We start from the raw sequence: 16,215 nt of genomic DNA, 5'->3' as shown, positions 1-16,215 counted from the left end.
ATTATTTTCTCTTTAGGTTTTTAGGGGTAATATTTAGATATTTAGCGATTTTATCAAGTTTTAACAGCCAAAATTGACTTCTTTTCCAATTTGAATGTGTAGAAATAGAGGTAAAACCCGTGTAATGCCCACTACTTAAGTGTTTATCTACTGTGCTCGCACCAGTAACAACCACATCATCTGCCAGACACATATGGCTGGCAATAACAGCACCACCACCTACTTGGCAGCGTTTACCCAATATCGCACTGCCACCAATAGTGACGCCAGCGGCAATTGCTGTGTTTGCGCCCAAAATAACATTGTGAGCAATATGCACCAAGTTATCAAGACGCACGCCACTATGGATTTGCGTGTCTTCCAATGTGCCTCTATCAATCACCGTGTTTGCACCGATAGTAACATCGTTGCCAATCATCACATTGCCCAAATGCGCAATACTGTGCCAACGACTTTGACTATCCAGAGCATTACCAAAGCCTTCTGAGCCAATTACCACACCTGCCGAGATAACAACATTATTGCCAATAATTGAATTTTGTAAAATAGTAACATTCGCCTGAATGCTAGCATTATTAGCAATTGACACCCCTTGTTCAATCGTTGTATTTGCGCCAATGGTACAATTTTTACCAATCACCACGCCCTCGCCAATGGTGCAACTATTGGCGATGTTTTGGCTGTTGATTTTAGCACTGGTGTGGATGCCATTAAGATGGGTAGGTTGTTGTTTGAAATAATGGCTGATTTTAGCAAAAGCTAAATAAACATTATCGACCACAAGAGCATTGGTGGGGCAGTCGTCAAGTAAATCCTTGGTTAAAATTACCGCACCAGCCATTGAGTTGATTAAATCTGACTTGTATTTAGCGCTTGATATATAAGTTAATTGGTTTTTTTGCGCATTGGTGCTACTGGCAAGTCCAGTAATATTTAGCAATTCATCACCAATCACCTCGGCATTAATAAAGTCAGCAAGTTCCCCTAGTGTATACATTAGCTAACTAAAAACTTGTACCAATGGTGAATTCAAAGGTCTTGGTTTTGTCGCCTGCTTTTTTTAAGAAAGGTTTGGCGTAATATATGCCTAACGGACCAATAGGCGTTAGCCAAGAAAATGCCGCACCAGCAGAGGCACGAAAATCATTGGTTTCAAAATTAGAGGCTTTTTCGCTGATACCGCCTGCATCAATAAATACACCCGCTCGCATATTTTTACTGTCGTTTAAAAAAGTCAGCGGCGAAATCATAGAAACCCCCATTAGCATAGACAATTCACCGCCTTTGGCAATGTCTGTGCCAGGGTATTTTGCCCCCAATGAGTTGAAGCTAAAACCACGCACTGATGAGCTACCACCACCATAATAGCGCTTAAAAAAGGGTACTTCTTTACCGCCATAACCCTGTGCAATACCAATACTACCTTTCAAGTTCAAGGTTAAATGCTTGTTTAGTGCGTAGTAACTTTTGTGTGAGGCTTTAAGTTTGTAGTATTGAAAATCAACAAAAGCTACATCAAGCCCGAGACTGTTTGTATTGCCCTTAGTAGGGAAGTTGTAGTTATTTAAAGTGTTATTACTCCAATTTGCACTGACTTTCACTTCAGTTTTTTTGTCATCGGCGCATTGTTTGGTTTCAAATCCTTTGCCTGTATAGTCTGTGCCGCTTACTATTTGATCTGTGGCAGTTACTTTAACATATTCTGCTTTCTTTGTAGTGGTAGTGCCTTTGATATTAAGATAGTTGCCTTTGCCGTCTTGAAGATAAACATCGTTATCGATATCATTATCTTTATTTTTATCTAAATCCTTTTGCGTGGCTTTTATTGTATTATCACGTCCAGCCATGTGTGCACCACAAGTCATATCAATAGAGGATATCCTTAATCCTGTACCAATGCGTGTATCTTTGGTAATTGGGATGCTGTAGCCCAAATTGACACCCGTTTCGTTAATCTTGTATGAGGCAACATCAAGCTTAGAGCCATCGGTTTTTTTGGAAAACAGGCCATAACTGATGCTATGCTTGTCTTGGGTAAAGTAGGGGTCGGAGAAATAGAAATCTATTTCTTTTACTGCATCAGATTGCGATACTTTAGCGTTTAAGGTGTTACCTGTGCCGAGGAAATTGCGCTCTTCCATGCCAACATTAAAGGAAGCGCCTGTGTTATTAGAATGAGATAAACCAATGGAAAAAGTACCTGTTTTGGCTTCTTCTACATTGAAACGCAGGTTAATTTTGTCTTCAAAGTCTTGTAGTTTAGAGGTTTGCATTTTCACATCAGAGAAAAAACCAAGGCGTTTAATCTTGCTGATTGATTCTTCTAATTCTTTATCTGAATACAGTCCGCCCTCATGAATGCCAATCTCACGACGGATGACTTCATCCTGTGTTCTGGTATTGCCAGTGATGGAAATACGATTAATGTAGACTTTTCTGTTTGGTGTAATCTTGAACTTTAAACCAATGGCGTGTGCGGCTTTATCCTCAAATGTTATCGTATCAACTTTTGTAAAAGCATAACCCTGATTTGTAAACACGCCAGTAATGGCTTTAATACTTTTGATTATGCGTTTACGCTCAAAAATATCGCCTGTATTAAAGGTCAGTAATTTTGATAATTTTTCACTAGATTGATTAAGCGTATCGCCAGTAAATTCAATTTTACCGACCTTATACTCGTCCCCTTCATTGATTTGAATGGCAATGTCGATGCTTTGCTTGTCCTCGGAAAGTTCAGTCTTGACATCAATCACTTTAAAATCAAGGTAACCTAAATTAATGTAGTATGATTTCATCGCTTCAATACCCGCATCAAGTGATACTTTAGAGTAATGGTCTTTTTCAGTAAAATAATTTATGATAAAAAAGTTAGGCTCGCCAATTTCAAATAAGGCAAGCAAGTCTTCTTCCTTCTGCACTTTACTGCCACTAATGTGCATTGATTTAATACGTGCGACTTCGCCTTCAGAAATATCAAGCTCTACGCCTACTCTGTTTTGGCTGTCAATTTCAACCTTTGGGGTAATTTTGATGCTGTAATAGCCTTGGCTGATATAAGTTGCTTTTAGTCGTTTAATCAATTCATCCAATTGTCTTTTGTTAAAAATCTTGCCTGGGGTTAAATCCATACTGGATAAAACATCTTTAATCGTATCATTGTCAATCACTTTTTCAGAATGATTGAGTAAATCTAGATATTTAATATGTGGATTTTCTATCACAGTGATTTTTAAGGTTTGCTCGTCTTCTGTTACTTCAATGTCTTTAAAAAAATGGGTTTTATAAAGGGAACGAATGATTTTTAATGAGGTTTGTGCGCCGTAATCATCACCAACTTCAACGGGTAGATAGCTCAACACTGTACCCCTAGAAATGACATTAAGACCTAGGATTTCAATGTTTTTAATAGGGGCTGAAAAGACCAATGAAGTGCTTAACAGGCCCACTATTAAAGCCAGTTTAATAATTGTTTTTTTCATAGTATAAAAAATTAAAGAAAATTAAAGAAAATAATTATACAGCGTTTAATGTTGCTTGTGAGTGTGCCCTGCATCTTTGAGTTTGACAAGATAATTAGCCCATAATTTATCTTGTTTTGTGGCGAGATTATGCAGGTGCTCCCAAGAATAAATACCACTATCGTGGTTATCACTAAAAAACAAAACAACAGCATAATTACCCGTAGGGACAATACGAGTGATGGTTACATTTTCCTTGCCGATTTGCAATGTCTCTTGTCCAGGACCATGCCCCATCACTTCAGCGGAAGGGGAATAAACTCTTAAATATTCAGCAGTTAACGGATATTCTACGCTATCAAAAGTAAGTGTAAGCAAGGTTTTTGTCTTATCAAGGGTAATGTTACTAGGTGTTTTCATTAGGTTTGTCCAAAAATAAAATTAAGTGATATTTTACCTGAAGTTCATTTATTCATAACCCTATGCATTATAAGTAGATAAAATACACCTATGCTGATTAACTTTACAAAAATGCACGGACTGGGAAACGACTTTATGGTGATTGATAACACCGATGGGTCGATAACGCTTGACGCTGGGCAAATTACCAGACTGGCACGCCGTAATTTTGGGGTGGGTTTTGACCAATTGTTAATGGTTGAATCAAGCGATACAGCGGGTATAGATTTTCGTTATGTGATTTATAACGCCGACGGATCAGAAGTAGCACAGTGTGGCAATGGTGCGCGTTGTTTTGCTCGTTTTGTTAGGGAAAAAGGCTTGACCAGTAACAATCCAATTGCCGTTGAAACACGATCAGGGGCAATGCATCTGCTGATTAATAAAGATCAAACGGTGCGGGTTGATATGGGCGAGCCTATTTTTGCTCCTGTTAATATTCCATTAAAAGCAGACAAACAACAACCATACTATTGTATTTTAGGCTATGAGATGGGTATTTTATCCATGGGTAATCCGCATTGCGTGATTAAAGTTGATGATGTGCAATTGGATAAAGCAATCAGCGATGCGCCTCAAATTCAACACAGTCATTTGTTACCCGAACAAGCCAATATTGGCTTTATGGAGGTTGTTAATCGTCATACAATCAGGCTTCGTGTGTATGAGCGAGGCACTGGCGAAACATTAGCGTGTGGTAGTGGTGCGTGTGCAGCAGTTGTTTATGGCGTTGAACGAGGTTGGCTGGATGGCGAAGTGGTTGCTCATTTAACGGGTGGTGATGCTTTGATTGAATACGCACAAGGTGGACATGTGTTTTTATCAGGTGCTGCTGAGTTTGTGTTTGAGGGGCAAGTAGAAGTTTAGCAACTTACTGAAAAGATTTTTCTGCCCTTTAGTCTGATAGCACTTAATTTTCTACCCCAAACACAGCCGTGATCCATGGGGTAAATATGTGCCTGATTCACACTTGACAAACTAGACCAATGACCAAAAAATATATCGGTATTTTTTAGTAATCTATTTTTATGCATAAACCACGCTTTAAAGCCTTTTGGTGGATGTGTGTAATTCATTTTACAGTCAAATTCTAGCGCACCATTGGGTTTGCAAAAGCGCAGTCGCATTAGGGCATTAATGCTGTATCGACACTGTGCCAGTTCGCTTAAATCTTGAGACCAAATATTAGGTTTGTTGTCATACATATCATCTAAAAACTGTGAAATGTTGACTTTTTTAAGATGCTTTTGCACTTTTTTAGATTGCTGAATAACTCTGTCAACATCCCAATTTGGCGGTATGCCAGCATGAACCATAAGTACGCCTTTGTGCGTGATTGCCAAAGGTTGGTTTTTCAAAAAATCAAGCAATGAATCTGCATTATTGGCATTAATAACATCAGTGAATGTGTCTTTTTTATTGGGTTTTTTACCACCCAAGGCACAGGCCAATAAATGGAAATCATGATTGCCTAAAACCATTTGTGCATTATCGCCTAAATCCTTGATAAAACTCAGTGTTTCGAGTGATTTACTGCCACGATTAACCACATCTCCTAGGAAAAATAATCGATCTTTATCGCTGGAAAACTTGACTTTTTTTAACAAGGCTTGTAGGGAATCAAAACACCCTTGAACATCACCAATTAAATAACTGCTCATTGTAGTGTATATGGTTCACTCAAGACAAATTCCAGGATTTCGGCGTTAAAACGCTCGCCTGTGTCGCTAACCATGCCGTATTCGCCTTTCATTGTGCCAGTAGGCGTCTTAATAACCGAACCAGAGGTGTATTCAAAAGCCTCACCTGGCAGTAGATGAGGCTGAATACCAATCACACCTTCACCAACGACCTCTTCTATATAACCTGTTTCATCTTGGATAATCCAGTGTCTACTGAGTAATTGCGCTCCCACTTCGCCTTGGTTGCTAATGGTAATGGTATAAGAAAAAGCATATTGGCTTTTAAAAGGGATGGTTTGTTGCGCTAAAGGAGCAGCTTTTACGGTAATTTTAATGTTGTTTTTCATAGTCGTTGGTTAGTGTAATAAAGTCTTCCACTGCAAGCATTTCAGCGCGTTGAGATAAGTCAATGGTTGTTTGCTCTTGTGAAAGTAAGGATTTTAAACAATTTCTCAGTGTTTTTCTACGCTGAGAAAATGCGGTCTTTACGATTTTTTCAAATAAGGAGGTATTACGGACCTTTGATTGTGTCAAAGGTTTGAGATAAACAATAGCAGAATCAACCTTCGGGGCAGGGTCAAAAGACTCAGGCGGTACAATAAAAATTAACTCAACCTCAAAGAATGCTTGCATCATTACGCTTAAACGGCCATAGATTTTTGAGCCGTGTTTGGCGGCCATTCTTTGTACTACTTCTTTTTGCAACATAAAGGTCATATCGACCACTTTGTCTCTATTTTCAAGCAGATGAAAAAGTATAGGAGAAGATATATTGTAAGGCAGATTGCCCACCACGCGAATAGGGGTTGGCAAGGTATTCAAGTCAAACTTTAGTGCATCGCCTTGATGAATAACAAGATTGGCTTTGTTTAAATTATTCAGCATAACAATTAAATCTCTATCAATTTCAATCACATTTAATTGCTTAACACGCTCTAGCAGAGGCAGCGTCATGGCACCTTGTCCGGGGCCAATTTCAAGTAAATTATCGTCAAATTTTGGTGCAATAGTGGCAACAATTTGCTCAATAATTCGGTTGTCAATCAGGAAATTTTGACCAAAGCGTTTGCGAGCTTTATGGTTACTCATAGGTAGCGTTTATAAAATTGTATGCATAGTGTAACGCTGTATTTAGACTACCCAAACTAATATTGCCTGTGCCTGCCAATACAAGCGCTGTACCGTGATCAACCGAGGTACGAATAAAAGGCAAACCCAAGGTAATATTAACAGCTTTTTTAAAGCCTAGGGTTTTTAACACAGGTAAGCCTTGGTCGTGATACATCGCTAATACACAATCCACCCCTTTTAGGGCATCAGCAGTAAAGGCGGTATCGGCTGACACACTGCCCACAAGATTGAACCCTTGGGTATTTAGTTTTTCCACCAAAGGGTTGATAATTTCAATTTCTTCTCTACCTAGATAGCCATCTTCACCCGCATGAGGATTAAGCCCGCAAACAACAATTCTAGGATTTTGTATGCCATAACTTTGTAAAGATTGATGAATAATAGTTAGGGTTTTTTCTAAAGAATGGCTTTGTATTTGTTGAGGCACTTGGCTAAGTGGTAAATGCGTTGTCGCTAAGGCGACGCGTAATCCTGCGGTTGCTAGCATCATCACGGTTTTATCAACGCCTGAACGCTGTGCCAAATATTCGGTATGACCACTAAAACCCTGACCGTTTTTATCTTGATAAATCCCCGCTTGATTAATAATACCCTTGTGCAAAGGTCCAGTAACCAGCGCTTGAGTATCGCCATTGAGGCAATACTGAGTGGCTAAATCTAGTGTTTTTAATACATACTCAGCATTATTTTTGTTGAGCACACCTGCAACAACTTTATCTTTTGTTTTAATTGGATAAACGCACAGAGTTTTGGCATGGGAAGTGGTTTCTGTTTCGCTAATTTTAAGCTCAAGATTGAGTGCCTTTGCTCTGGACAGCAATACATCAGGGTCGGCAAAAATCAGCAATTCTTTTTTAGGATTTTGGGCGTAAATTACCGCCAAATCAGGACCGATTCCAGCGGGTTCACCAGGTGTAAAGGCAAGCATTGTTTTTTGTATTGTCCTTGTTTTATTTAAGCATTTGCTATTATAAAGTTAATGCACTTAGGAATTAATGTAAAATTAAGAATTTACTTGACATTACTGTCTCACATATTTTAAATAAGGCTAAATCATGAATTTATCAACAACACTTTCAACTGCATTGGCTTTATTATTGCCATTCTCTAGCTCATCAGCTCAGACATTCAACCCAGGTATGGAAAAATTTGGCTCAACTTACAATATCCAGCAAGTAACAGGGGTATCACTTGATAAAAGAGCGCTTTTAGGAGGCAAAGTTATTTCCTCTGCACAGGTAACTTTGTCTGCACAGGTTTCAGGCGATGTTCTGAGTGTTAATGGCAAGGAAGGAGATATGTTTCGACAAGGTGCTACCTTGATAATGCTTGAGCAAGAATCTATTCAAGCGCAAAGAGATGCGGCTTATGCAGAAATATCTTCTGCCAACGAAGCACTTAAAAATGCAGGCGTACAATACTCACAATCGATTGTTTCTCCTAATTCAAACGGTATGTTTGGCGGTGTTCCAGGTATGTTTTCGATGTTTACCGACCCAATGTTAAAAATGACAGGGCAGGGCGACCCTGATTTTGATAAGTTTGCCAATCGCACTTCACGATATACCAGTTACCAGCAAGCAAAAAACAAGCTAACACAAGCAAAACTTAAACTCAAACAAATGGAGGAACGCCTTAAGGATGCAAACATTATTGCCCCTTTTGATGGCGTTATTGTAGTTAAAAATGTTAATCAAGGCGACATCGTGCAACCGGGTCAAATATTATTAAAATTTGCCAATATTAAAGAACTGCAAGTTGAGTTAAATGTACCTTCGCGCTTGGTAACCAGTTTAAAACTTAACAAGAAATACCGCATTAAATTAGACATTGCCAACAAAGTTGTTAACGCCAAACTGGTGCAAATTTACCCAATTGCTGATAACAATAAACACAGCGTTAAGGTGAAATTTGACTTGCCAGAAAATACACCCGTATTGGCAGGCGCTTACGCAGAGGTGGAAATTTTTGAAACAGATTCGGGTGTGCTAACGCCAATTATCCCAGAGGCAGCAATTATGTGGCGTTCTAGTTTACCCAGTGTGTTTATCATTAACCCACGCACCAATAAAACTGAACTCAGATTTGTGCGCCTTGGTGAGCAAGTTGGCAATAATAAAAAAAGTGTTTTATCTGGCTTAAAAATTGGTGAAAAAATTGTTATCAACTCCAATATCTTAATGATTTCAGGAATGGATATTTAAGTCTTCTATATCGAGACCTTTGCATAAATATGAATAATCATCAAAAATCCACTTTTTACCAACTTGGTAATTTTTTTAAACCCAGTCTTAGCCTTGCTAAGGCAGAGTTTAAAAAAAATACCAATTTGACAAAAATTGAATTCTGCTAATCATCCATATTTATGCAAAGGCCTCATATCATTATGAATAGCTATAAAAGCACTGCACTGCATCAACTTGGAAGCTTTTTTAACAACACCCTTAGAATTATTAACGGTGGGTTTAAAAAAACCTCCAATTTAATCAGCAATATACAGCAATCCTTTGAAAGGATAAAGTTTGTCATTTTGCTAGTTATCCATAACCATATAGAGGTCTCATAATGCCAAAACATGACCATATTGATATTTCCAAAGATGAAAATATTAATAAAGATATAATCTTAGACGATTTAAAAGATAACGAGTTAGGCGTTGCTGGAAAATTAACAAAGGCTTTTATTACTTCGCCGCTCTCTATCATTCTTTTCTTTGCCATGCTTGGCGCTGGTATTATGGGGCTTATTTCCACACCACGCCAAGAAGACCCACAGATTTCTGTACCGTTAATTGATGTTTTTGTTGAATATCCAGGTGCTTCTTCAGAGGAAGTGTCTAATATTATGATCAAACCATTAGAACGACTGATGTCTAATATTTTGGGCGTTAAGCATGTATATTCAGTCAGTGATAAGGGTCGTGGCATTGTTACTATTGAGTTTGATGTAGGTCAAGAAATGACGGCTTCTGTTGTCAAAGTGCGTGACAAAATGTTGGCAAATCTTGACTTTATGCCGCCAGGAGCTAGAACACCACTGGTGAAACCAAAAGAAATTGATGATGTGTCTATTGTTAATCTTACCTTGTGGTCAAAATCACTTGATGATGGACAACTGCGCTCTTTGGGATTGGAATTATTACAACAACTTGCCAAAGTTCCAAACACCAACAATGGCTTTGTCGTCGGTGGACGCAAAGAGATTTTTCATATTGATGTTTTTCCTGGTCGTTTAGCGGGCTATGGTATTTCTATTCAGCACATCTCAAACACTATTAGCGGCGCAAATGTTAGTTCACATACGGGTGATATTGAGCTAAATGGCTACAAAATGGAAGTTTATTCAGGCGACTTTTTTAAGAAAGTAGAAGACATTGAGAATTTAGTGGTTGCGGTGAATGAGGGTAAACCTGTATATGTGCGTGATGTGGCAGATGTGTATTATGCACCAGAAGAAGCGCATCATATGGTTAGTCATTACACAGGCGTTGCCAGCAAAGACAAAACAAAGGCAACAGGTGAGCAAGCGGTAACCATTGCTATTGCTAAGAAATTTGGCTCTAATGGCGTTCAGGTTGCCGATGATATTTTGGCCAAAGTTGAAGAACTTAAAGGGCGTTTAATTCCTGACAATGTCAAAGTTAGTGTTAGCAGAAATTACGGAAAATCCGCTAAAAATAAGGTCGATTCACTCATTAAAAAACTCTTTATTGCCACAGGAGCGGTTACTTTATTGGTTTGGTTTGCACTCGGTATTCGTCCTGCAATTGTTGTAACTTTAGTGATTCCAGTTGTATTGCTAATGACCATATTCTCGGCGTGGATGCTGGGTATGACGATTGATAGAGTGAGTTTGTTTGCGTTGATTTTTTCAATTGGTATTTTGGTGGATGATGCGATTGTGGTTACTGAAAATATTTATCGTCGCTGGCTGATTGACAATAAAATTACCATTGCTACCGCTATTGATGCGGTGCGTGAAGTTGGTAATCCAACTATTCTAGCAACCTTTACTGTGGTTGCCGCTTTGGTTCCGATGGCAGCAGTGAGCGGTATGATGGGGCCATATATGGCACCCATTCCAGTCTTAGGCTCTGTGGCAATGATGTTTTCGCTATTTGCTGCCTTTGTGTTTACGCCTTATTTTGTGATGAAATTTGTCCCGCCACTTAATGTGCTACATAAAATGCACGAAAAAGAAGAAAGAGAAGGCAAAATAATGCACGCATTTTTTCATTCAACCATATCTAAGTTATTTAATGTTAAAACTTATGGAATGGGCTTTTTAATTGGCTTAGTGGTAACCTTCTTTTTCTCAATGTCGATGTTTTACACCACGGCAGTACCTGTGAAAATGTTACCATTAGACAACAAACCAGAGTTTGGCGTGTCGCTTGATATGCCAGATGGCTCTGCATTAGCAGAGACCGCATCAACGCTACATAAAATGGCACAAATTCTACGAAAAATGCCAGAAGTGGTGTCTATTCAAAGTTATGCAGGCACTGCTAAGCCGTTTGATTTTAACGGTTTGGTTAGGCATTCATATTTAAGACAAAGTTCCTCAGAAGGTGAATTACAAATCCAATTATCAGACAAAGGTCATCGCAATCGCTCAAGTCATGAAATTGCACTTGAAGCACGCATATTGATTCAACAAGTAGCGCTTGATGTAGGTGCAAATTATGCTGTGGTTGAGATGCCGCCTGGTCCACCTGTGTTACGCCCAGTCGTTGCAGAGGTGTATGGGCCTGATAAAGCAACGCGTCGTAAACTGGCAAATGACCTAACTAAAATGTTTAAAGAATCAGGCACAATGACGGATGTTGATAACTTGATGCGTGATGAATACCCCGTGATTAACTTCCAAGTAGATACCGCAAAAGCATCGCGTTTTGGAGTGAGTGTGCAAACCATTAAACAAACGCTGTCAATGGCAATGAGCAGTTTTAATGTAACGACTATTCGTCTTAAAAATGCACTTGAACCGTCACGCGTTTGCTTAAAAGTACCATTATCTAAGCGTTCACAACTTTCTTATTTAACACAATTACCTGTACCTTCACAGCACGGAGGTATGATTCCAATTTCTGAGCTGGGTTCTTTTATATACAAAAAACAGGATGATTTAATCTTCCACAAAGACCTTGTTGATGTTGAATATGTATTAGGTGAACCCATAGGGCGATTGAGTGCGCCAATTTATGCGATGATGAGTGTAGATGACTTGTTGCTTAAATACCAAACAGTTGATGGCAAACAATTACAAGGCGAGTACTTAGGTCCGCCAGAAGACCAAACTGTGCCAAGCTTTGAATGGACTGGCGAATGGACAGTTACTTATGAAACTTTCCGAGACATGGGCAGTGCATTTGCGGTGGCATTGGTGGTTATCTATATGTTGGTTGTTTGGCAATTTGGTAACTTTATCATTCCAGCAGTTATTATGGCACCTATCCCATTAACCTTATTAGGCATTGTGCCAGGGCATTGGTTGCTAGGTGCAGAATTCACTGCTACTTCAATGATTGGCTGGATTGCTTTAGCAGGTATTATTGTGCGAAACTCAATTCTCTTGGTGGACTTTACCGTGCAAGAATACGCCAAAGGCGTGCCGTTCTTTGATGCGGTGATTGGCTCTTGTGCGTCAAGAACTCGTCCTATTATGATTACTGCTTTTGCACTGGTTGGCGGTTCAAGTGTTATTTTGTCTGACCCAATATTCCAAGGCATGGCAATTTCATTATTATTCGGTGTGTTGGTTTCAACCGTGCTTACCCTGATTGTTATTCCACTTGGCACATTGTCTGCAGGTGAGGCGTCTTGTCGTGATATTGCTGTTAATATGGGTTTATTGCCAGGTGACGCTAATGTGGATGCCAAATACAATATCATAAAGAAAGGCAAGGAAGATAAGGATATAACGCCTAAAACTGCCAATGCAAAAAAATGGATAAAATCATTACTAGTTAAAAGCAAAAAAGCAAATAAAACTGATAGCAGTAAGGATAAAACCTTAAAATCTGCAAGGGTTGATACCAGTACTTTGCTCAAAAAAGAAGATAAGAGCGATATTTAAATAAGCCTGACGCTCTTTGTTGTTTTAACCAAAGACAAAGGAAATTCGTAGTAGATGAGTCTTGTTTTAGTGGGCTAAAACAGGGTTTAGCCTATCCTCGTTTATTCTTTAACCAATAGACTCACCAGCCGCTTGTAAATCTGCATGATACGATGAACGCACCATTGGGCCACTAGCAACCTGAGAAAAACCCATTTCTGTGGCAATGTTTTTGTAGCGTTTGAATTGCTCAGGGGTAACATATTCCTCAACGGCTAAGTGATATTTACTGGGTTGCAAATATTGCCCAAGCGTAAGCATATTTACACCGTGCAATCGCAAATCAGATAATACATTTAACACCTGTTGTTCGTTTTCACCCACACCCAGCATTAAGCCTGATTTAGTGATAACATCAGGATGTTGTTGCTTAAAAGATTGTAGTAACTTTAGTGAATATGCATAATCAGCCCCTGGACGCACTTTAGGGTAAAGACTTGGCACAGTTTCTAGGTTGTGATTAAATACATCGGGCGGACAAGTGTTAAAGACTTCAAGTGCTTTGTCAATTCTGCCTCTAAAATCTGGCGTGAGTATCTCAATTTTAACTTGTGGCGTGGTTTGTCTAATTTCATCAATACATTGCTTAAAATGACCCGCACCACCATCACGCAAATCGTCTCTATCAACCGAAGTGATAACCACATATTTAAGGTTCATTTTTTCAATCGTTTGTGCCAAATGCTTTGGCTCATCTACATCTAGTGGCTTAGGTTTACCGTGTGCCACATCACAAAATGGACAACGGCGGGTGCAAATTTGCCCCATAATCATAAAGGTTGCTGTGCCATGGTTAAAGCATTCGCCGAGATTAGGACATTGTGCCTCTTCGCAGACAGTAAATAGTTTTTGCGAGCGCAATGTCTTTTTTAGTTTGTCAACTTTTGAGCCAGTAGGGTGCTTAATGCGAATCCAACTTGGTTTTCTCAGTGGTGTGCGTGTAACATCAGGCTTGATTTTTAGGCGTGCTGTCTTTGATTCGCCTTTTAAGGCTTTAATTTCAATTTCTTGTAACATATTTTTTTAAAGTTTGAGTGAGTTCACTGGCAATGGTTTCAATCTTGATATTATCCGTTAAATCTGCTAATTGTGTAACCGCTAAATCTTGATATCCGCAAGGGTTAATATGAGAAAAGGGAGACAAGTCCATATCCACATTTAAACTTAATCCATGGTAAGTTCTGCCATTTTTTACTTTAAGTCCTAACGCAGCAATTTTAGCATCCGCGACATACACACCCGGTGCACCATTTTTTGTTTGAGAGTGGATATTGTAATGGCTTAACACATCTATAATGGCCATTTCCATTAACGAGACCATTTTTTTTACCCCAATTCCCAAGCGTTTTAAATCAATTAGGCAATATACAATTAATTGACCGGGACCATGATAAGTAATTTGCCCGCCACGGTCGCTTTGCACCACAGGAATATCACTATTTTGTAATAAGTGTCCCACTTTGCCAGAAATGCCTTGAGTAAAAACTGGCGGATGCTCAACTATCCATAACTCATCTTCAGTATCAACTTGGCGATTAGCACTAAATACTTGCATTAATTCCCAAGTTTGTGTGTAGTTTTGTAACCCCAGTTTGGTAATTTTCAAAGTATGTAGGCAATCAATGGATGACCTTGAAGCTCTTTATTGATTGAATTTAGCTGCGATACGCTGGTCGCTACAATTCTAACAGTATAGGAAATATAATTGCCCTTTGTGCTTTTTCTACTGCTAATTTGACTTGAATGAATTTCGCCAGCATAACGCTCAATAATGGCACACATTTCAGTGTGCAACTCGTGGCAATCTTTACCCATTACTTTTACGGGGTAATCGCAAGGGAAGTTAAAAATCTCTTCTGGAGTAGGTTTTGAATTAGGTTTAATCATATTAAGTAATTTTAGTGTCTATTGCTATAAAATGGTGTCAATTTTAATATTTTCAAGTTAATTATGCGTCCAGAGCAAGTTAGTGTTATTTTAAATCAAGAGTTTAAGTCTGTTCTTTGTGGTCATCACACACCTGTTATGTTATGGGGTGCACCTGGAATTGGTAAATCTCAAATCATCTCCCAAATTGCCAGTGAACATAATGTAAATATGATTGATATTCGCTTATCACAAATGGAGCCGAGTGATTTGCGTGGGATTCCCTTTAAAAATGGTGAGCAAGTTGATTGGGCGATTCCATCACTATTGCCTGATGAAAAACGCCATGGAAAGCAAGGTATTTTATTTTTAGATGAAATCACTTCGGCACCCCCCAGTGTTTCCGCTGCTGCTTATCAATTGATTTTAGACAGGCGTTTGGGTGATTATGTGGTGCCTGATGGCTGGGTAATTTTTGCCGCAGGTAATCGTCAAGGCGACCGTGGCGTAACTTATTCTATGCCTGCCCCTTTGTCCAACCGTTTTTCTCATTATGAATTGGAAGTGAATTTAGACGATTGGGTTGCTTGGGCGTATAAAAATGATATTGACGAGCGTATTATTGGCTTTTTGCGTTATCGCCCCGAACACTTGTTTGAATTTGACCCTGCACATAATCCCGTGGCTTTCCCCTCTCCTAGAACTTGGGCGTTCACCCATCGTGCTTTACAAAAATTTGAAAATAATTTGAATTTGTTTAGAGCTGCCGCTAGTGCCTGTGTTGGCGAAGTGGCGGGTGTTGAAGTGGCAACTTTTATTGAACATTTAGAAGATTTGCCAGATTTGGATGCTATTGTAAATGGAGAATCTGTGTCAATTCCTGATGCTATTGATTTGCAATACGCTATTTGTTCCGCCTTAGTTGGTAGGGCAATTAGCGTTAAAGGTAAGGACAATGCCGAAAAGATTTGGGGTAATATTCTTAACTTTGCCCGTAATTTTCCACAAAAAGAACTCGGTGTAATGCTGGTATCCGATATGCAGCGCGCCATCGGTGAAGAAATTTTTACTATTCCAGAATTTGCTAACTGGGCTGGTGCAATCGCTGATACTTTGTTTGATTAGCCTGAAGTCGGTTTGTGCTATTTTTTAAAAATAGCGCAAACAAATACTCAGAGACTTTTACATAAATGTGAAAAATCTATTTTTCACCTACTTAAAAAGCAGGCTATTTATTACTCGCTTATTTTGCGGGTTAAGGTTGTAGCTATCTTGGTAACTACCTCGCCCCAATCGCCATTAGTGGTTTGCCTAAACAATTTCATTATCTCAGGATACCAAGCACTGCTTTCTTTGTTTGTAATGATCTAATCAACTTGGACACATTTCAAGCCACTTTTTTCAATTCAGCCATCTTTTCTGCTGGGGTTAAATACCCAATAGCTGAATGAATCCTTTTGTAATTGTAAAAATAAATATAACTCTCTACATTTTCCACT

At 39.0% G+C, this 16,215-nt stretch carries 15 protein-coding genes; 4 read left to right on the top strand and 11 right to left on the bottom strand.

What is annotated here, in order from left to right; all coding sequences use genetic code 11:
* Position 1: 1 nt before the first annotated feature.
* From lpxD to CRYPD_RS02480, 3 genes are read right to left on the bottom strand one after another with little or no spacing between them, the layout of a single operon-like run.
* Complete coding sequence (lpxD, locus tag CRYPD_RS02490) at positions 2-997, bottom strand: UDP-3-O-(3-hydroxymyristoyl)glucosamine N-acyltransferase (protein ID WP_138145997.1); 996 nt, start codon at positions 995-997, stop codon at positions 2-4.
* 7 nt (positions 998-1,004) lie between these two features.
* On the bottom strand, positions 1,005-3,482 hold the full coding sequence (gene bamA, locus CRYPD_RS02485; RefSeq protein ID WP_138145996.1) for an outer membrane protein assembly factor BamA: 2,478 nt from the start codon (positions 3,480-3,482) through the stop codon (positions 1,005-1,007).
* A gap of 45 nt (positions 3,483-3,527) precedes the next feature.
* A complete protein-coding gene (locus CRYPD_RS02480) occupies positions 3,528-3,881 on the bottom strand; it encodes a gamma-butyrobetaine hydroxylase family protein (RefSeq protein ID WP_138145995.1) in 354 nt (117 codons plus the stop codon).
* A 90-nt stretch (positions 3,882-3,971) separates the two neighbouring features.
* Here CRYPD_RS02480 and dapF point away from each other — a divergent pair, with 90 nt between their 5' ends.
* Positions 3,972-4,787, top strand: a complete 816-nt coding sequence (gene dapF, locus CRYPD_RS02475) for a diaminopimelate epimerase (protein WP_171004285.1) — start codon at positions 3,972-3,974, stop codon at positions 4,785-4,787.
* Here dapF and CRYPD_RS02470 read toward each other — a convergent pair.
* From CRYPD_RS02470 to pdxA, 4 genes are read right to left on the bottom strand one after another with little or no spacing between them, the layout of a single operon-like run.
* Positions 4,784-5,581: a symmetrical bis(5'-nucleosyl)-tetraphosphatase gene (locus CRYPD_RS02470; RefSeq protein WP_138145994.1), complete on the bottom strand. Its 798-nt coding sequence runs from the start codon at positions 5,579-5,581 to the stop codon at positions 4,784-4,786. The two genes, dapF and CRYPD_RS02470, sit on opposite strands and share 4 nt — an antisense overlap.
* Positions 5,578-5,949, bottom strand: a complete 372-nt coding sequence (apaG, locus tag CRYPD_RS02465) for a Co2+/Mg2+ efflux protein ApaG (RefSeq protein ID WP_138145993.1) — start codon at positions 5,947-5,949, stop codon at positions 5,578-5,580. The genes CRYPD_RS02470 and apaG overlap by 4 nt, the downstream gene beginning before the upstream one ends.
* A complete protein-coding gene (gene rsmA / locus CRYPD_RS02460; protein ID WP_138145992.1) occupies positions 5,933-6,691 on the bottom strand; it encodes a 16S rRNA (adenine(1518)-N(6)/adenine(1519)-N(6))-dimethyltransferase RsmA in 759 nt (252 codons plus the stop codon). The genes apaG and rsmA overlap by 17 nt, the downstream gene beginning before the upstream one ends.
* Positions 6,684-7,661, bottom strand: coding sequence for a 4-hydroxythreonine-4-phosphate dehydrogenase PdxA (gene pdxA, locus CRYPD_RS02455; RefSeq protein ID WP_138145991.1), 978 nt, complete (start codon positions 7,659-7,661; stop codon positions 6,684-6,686). Before pdxA ends, rsmA begins: the two co-directional genes overlap by 8 nt.
* Positions 7,662-7,788: 127 nt before the next feature.
* On the opposite strand from pdxA, the gene CRYPD_RS02450 reads away from it, so the two are divergent.
* Both CRYPD_RS02450 and CRYPD_RS02445 read left to right on the top strand, forming a co-directional pair.
* Positions 7,789-8,937, top strand: a complete 1,149-nt coding sequence (locus CRYPD_RS02450; protein WP_138145990.1) for an efflux RND transporter periplasmic adaptor subunit — start codon at positions 7,789-7,791, stop codon at positions 8,935-8,937.
* Positions 8,938-9,298: 361 nt separating this feature from the next.
* The gene (locus CRYPD_RS02445; RefSeq protein WP_138145989.1) at positions 9,299-12,811 is read left to right on the top strand and encodes an efflux RND transporter permease subunit; all 3,513 of its coding nucleotides are present in this window, start codon (positions 9,299-9,301) and stop codon (positions 12,809-12,811) included.
* 108 nt (positions 12,812-12,919) lie between these two features.
* Here CRYPD_RS02445 and lipA read toward each other — a convergent pair whose 3' ends face one another.
* Genes lipA through CRYPD_RS02430 form a run of 3 tightly spaced genes read right to left on the bottom strand, consistent with a single transcriptional unit; the run spans position 12,920 to position 14,737 of the window.
* Positions 12,920-13,867: a lipoyl synthase gene (gene lipA, locus CRYPD_RS02440; RefSeq protein ID WP_138145988.1), complete on the bottom strand. Its 948-nt coding sequence runs from the start codon at positions 13,865-13,867 to the stop codon at positions 12,920-12,922.
* Complete coding sequence (lipB, locus tag CRYPD_RS02435; RefSeq protein WP_138145987.1) at positions 13,851-14,456, bottom strand: lipoyl(octanoyl) transferase LipB; 606 nt, start codon at positions 14,454-14,456, stop codon at positions 13,851-13,853. The genes lipA and lipB overlap by 17 nt, the downstream gene beginning before the upstream one ends.
* Positions 14,453-14,737, bottom strand: a complete 285-nt coding sequence (locus CRYPD_RS02430) for a YbeD family protein (RefSeq protein ID WP_138145986.1) — start codon at positions 14,735-14,737, stop codon at positions 14,453-14,455. Before CRYPD_RS02430 ends, lipB begins: the two co-directional genes overlap by 4 nt.
* Positions 14,738-14,800: 63 nt before the next feature.
* On the opposite strand from CRYPD_RS02430, the gene CRYPD_RS02425 reads away from it, so the two are divergent.
* On the top strand, positions 14,801-15,841 hold the full coding sequence (locus CRYPD_RS02425) for an AAA family ATPase (RefSeq protein ID WP_138145985.1): 1,041 nt from the start codon (positions 14,801-14,803) through the stop codon (positions 15,839-15,841).
* 262 nt (positions 15,842-16,103) lie between these two features.
* Here CRYPD_RS02425 and CRYPD_RS02420 read toward each other — a convergent pair whose 3' ends face one another.
* Positions 16,104-16,214 carry an IS3 family transposase gene (locus tag CRYPD_RS02420; RefSeq protein ID WP_138145522.1) on the bottom strand — a complete coding sequence of 37 codons (111 nt, stop codon included), beginning with the start codon at positions 16,212-16,214 and terminating at the stop codon, positions 16,104-16,106.
* Position 16,215: the final 1 nt, after the last annotated feature.

The organism is Bathymodiolus heckerae thiotrophic gill symbiont (assembly GCF_900180345.1).
Lineage (GTDB): Bacteria > Pseudomonadota > Gammaproteobacteria > PS1 > Pseudothioglobaceae > Thiodubiliella.
The sequence above is the reverse complement of the archived record's forward strand: the minus strand, read 5'-3'. Positions and strand labels throughout refer to the sequence as shown.

Coding starts and splice junctions, on each gene's coding strand:
- pdxA (WP_138145991.1), bottom strand. CDS start 7,661: ATGCTTGCCTTTACACCTGGTGAACCCGCTGGAATCGGTCCTGATTTG.
- dapF (WP_171004285.1), top strand. CDS start 3,972: ATGCTGATTAACTTTACAAAAATGCACGGACTGGGAAACGACTTTATG.
- lpxD (WP_138145997.1), bottom strand. CDS start 997: ATGTATACACTAGGGGAACTTGCTGACTTTATTAATGCCGAGGTGATT.
- apaG (WP_138145993.1), bottom strand. CDS start 5,949: ATGAAAAACAACATTAAAATTACCGTAAAAGCTGCTCCTTTAGCGCAA.
- CRYPD_RS02450 (WP_138145990.1), top strand. CDS start 7,789: ATGAATTTATCAACAACACTTTCAACTGCATTGGCTTTATTATTGCCA.
- CRYPD_RS02470 (WP_138145994.1), bottom strand. CDS start 5,581: ATGAGCAGTTATTTAATTGGTGATGTTCAAGGGTGTTTTGATTCCCTA.
- CRYPD_RS02430 (WP_138145986.1), bottom strand. CDS start 14,737: ATGATTAAACCTAATTCAAAACCTACTCCAGAAGAGATTTTTAACTTC.
- bamA (WP_138145996.1), bottom strand. CDS start 3,482: ATGAAAAAAACAATTATTAAACTGGCTTTAATAGTGGGCCTGTTAAGC.
- rsmA (WP_138145992.1), bottom strand. CDS start 6,691: ATGAGTAACCATAAAGCTCGCAAACGCTTTGGTCAAAATTTCCTGATT.
- CRYPD_RS02425 (WP_138145985.1), top strand. CDS start 14,801: ATGCGTCCAGAGCAAGTTAGTGTTATTTTAAATCAAGAGTTTAAGTCT.
- CRYPD_RS02480 (WP_138145995.1), bottom strand. CDS start 3,881: ATGAAAACACCTAGTAACATTACCCTTGATAAGACAAAAACCTTGCTT.
- lipA (WP_138145988.1), bottom strand. CDS start 13,867: ATGTTACAAGAAATTGAAATTAAAGCCTTAAAAGGCGAATCAAAGACA.
- CRYPD_RS02445 (WP_138145989.1), top strand. CDS start 9,299: ATGCCAAAACATGACCATATTGATATTTCCAAAGATGAAAATATTAAT.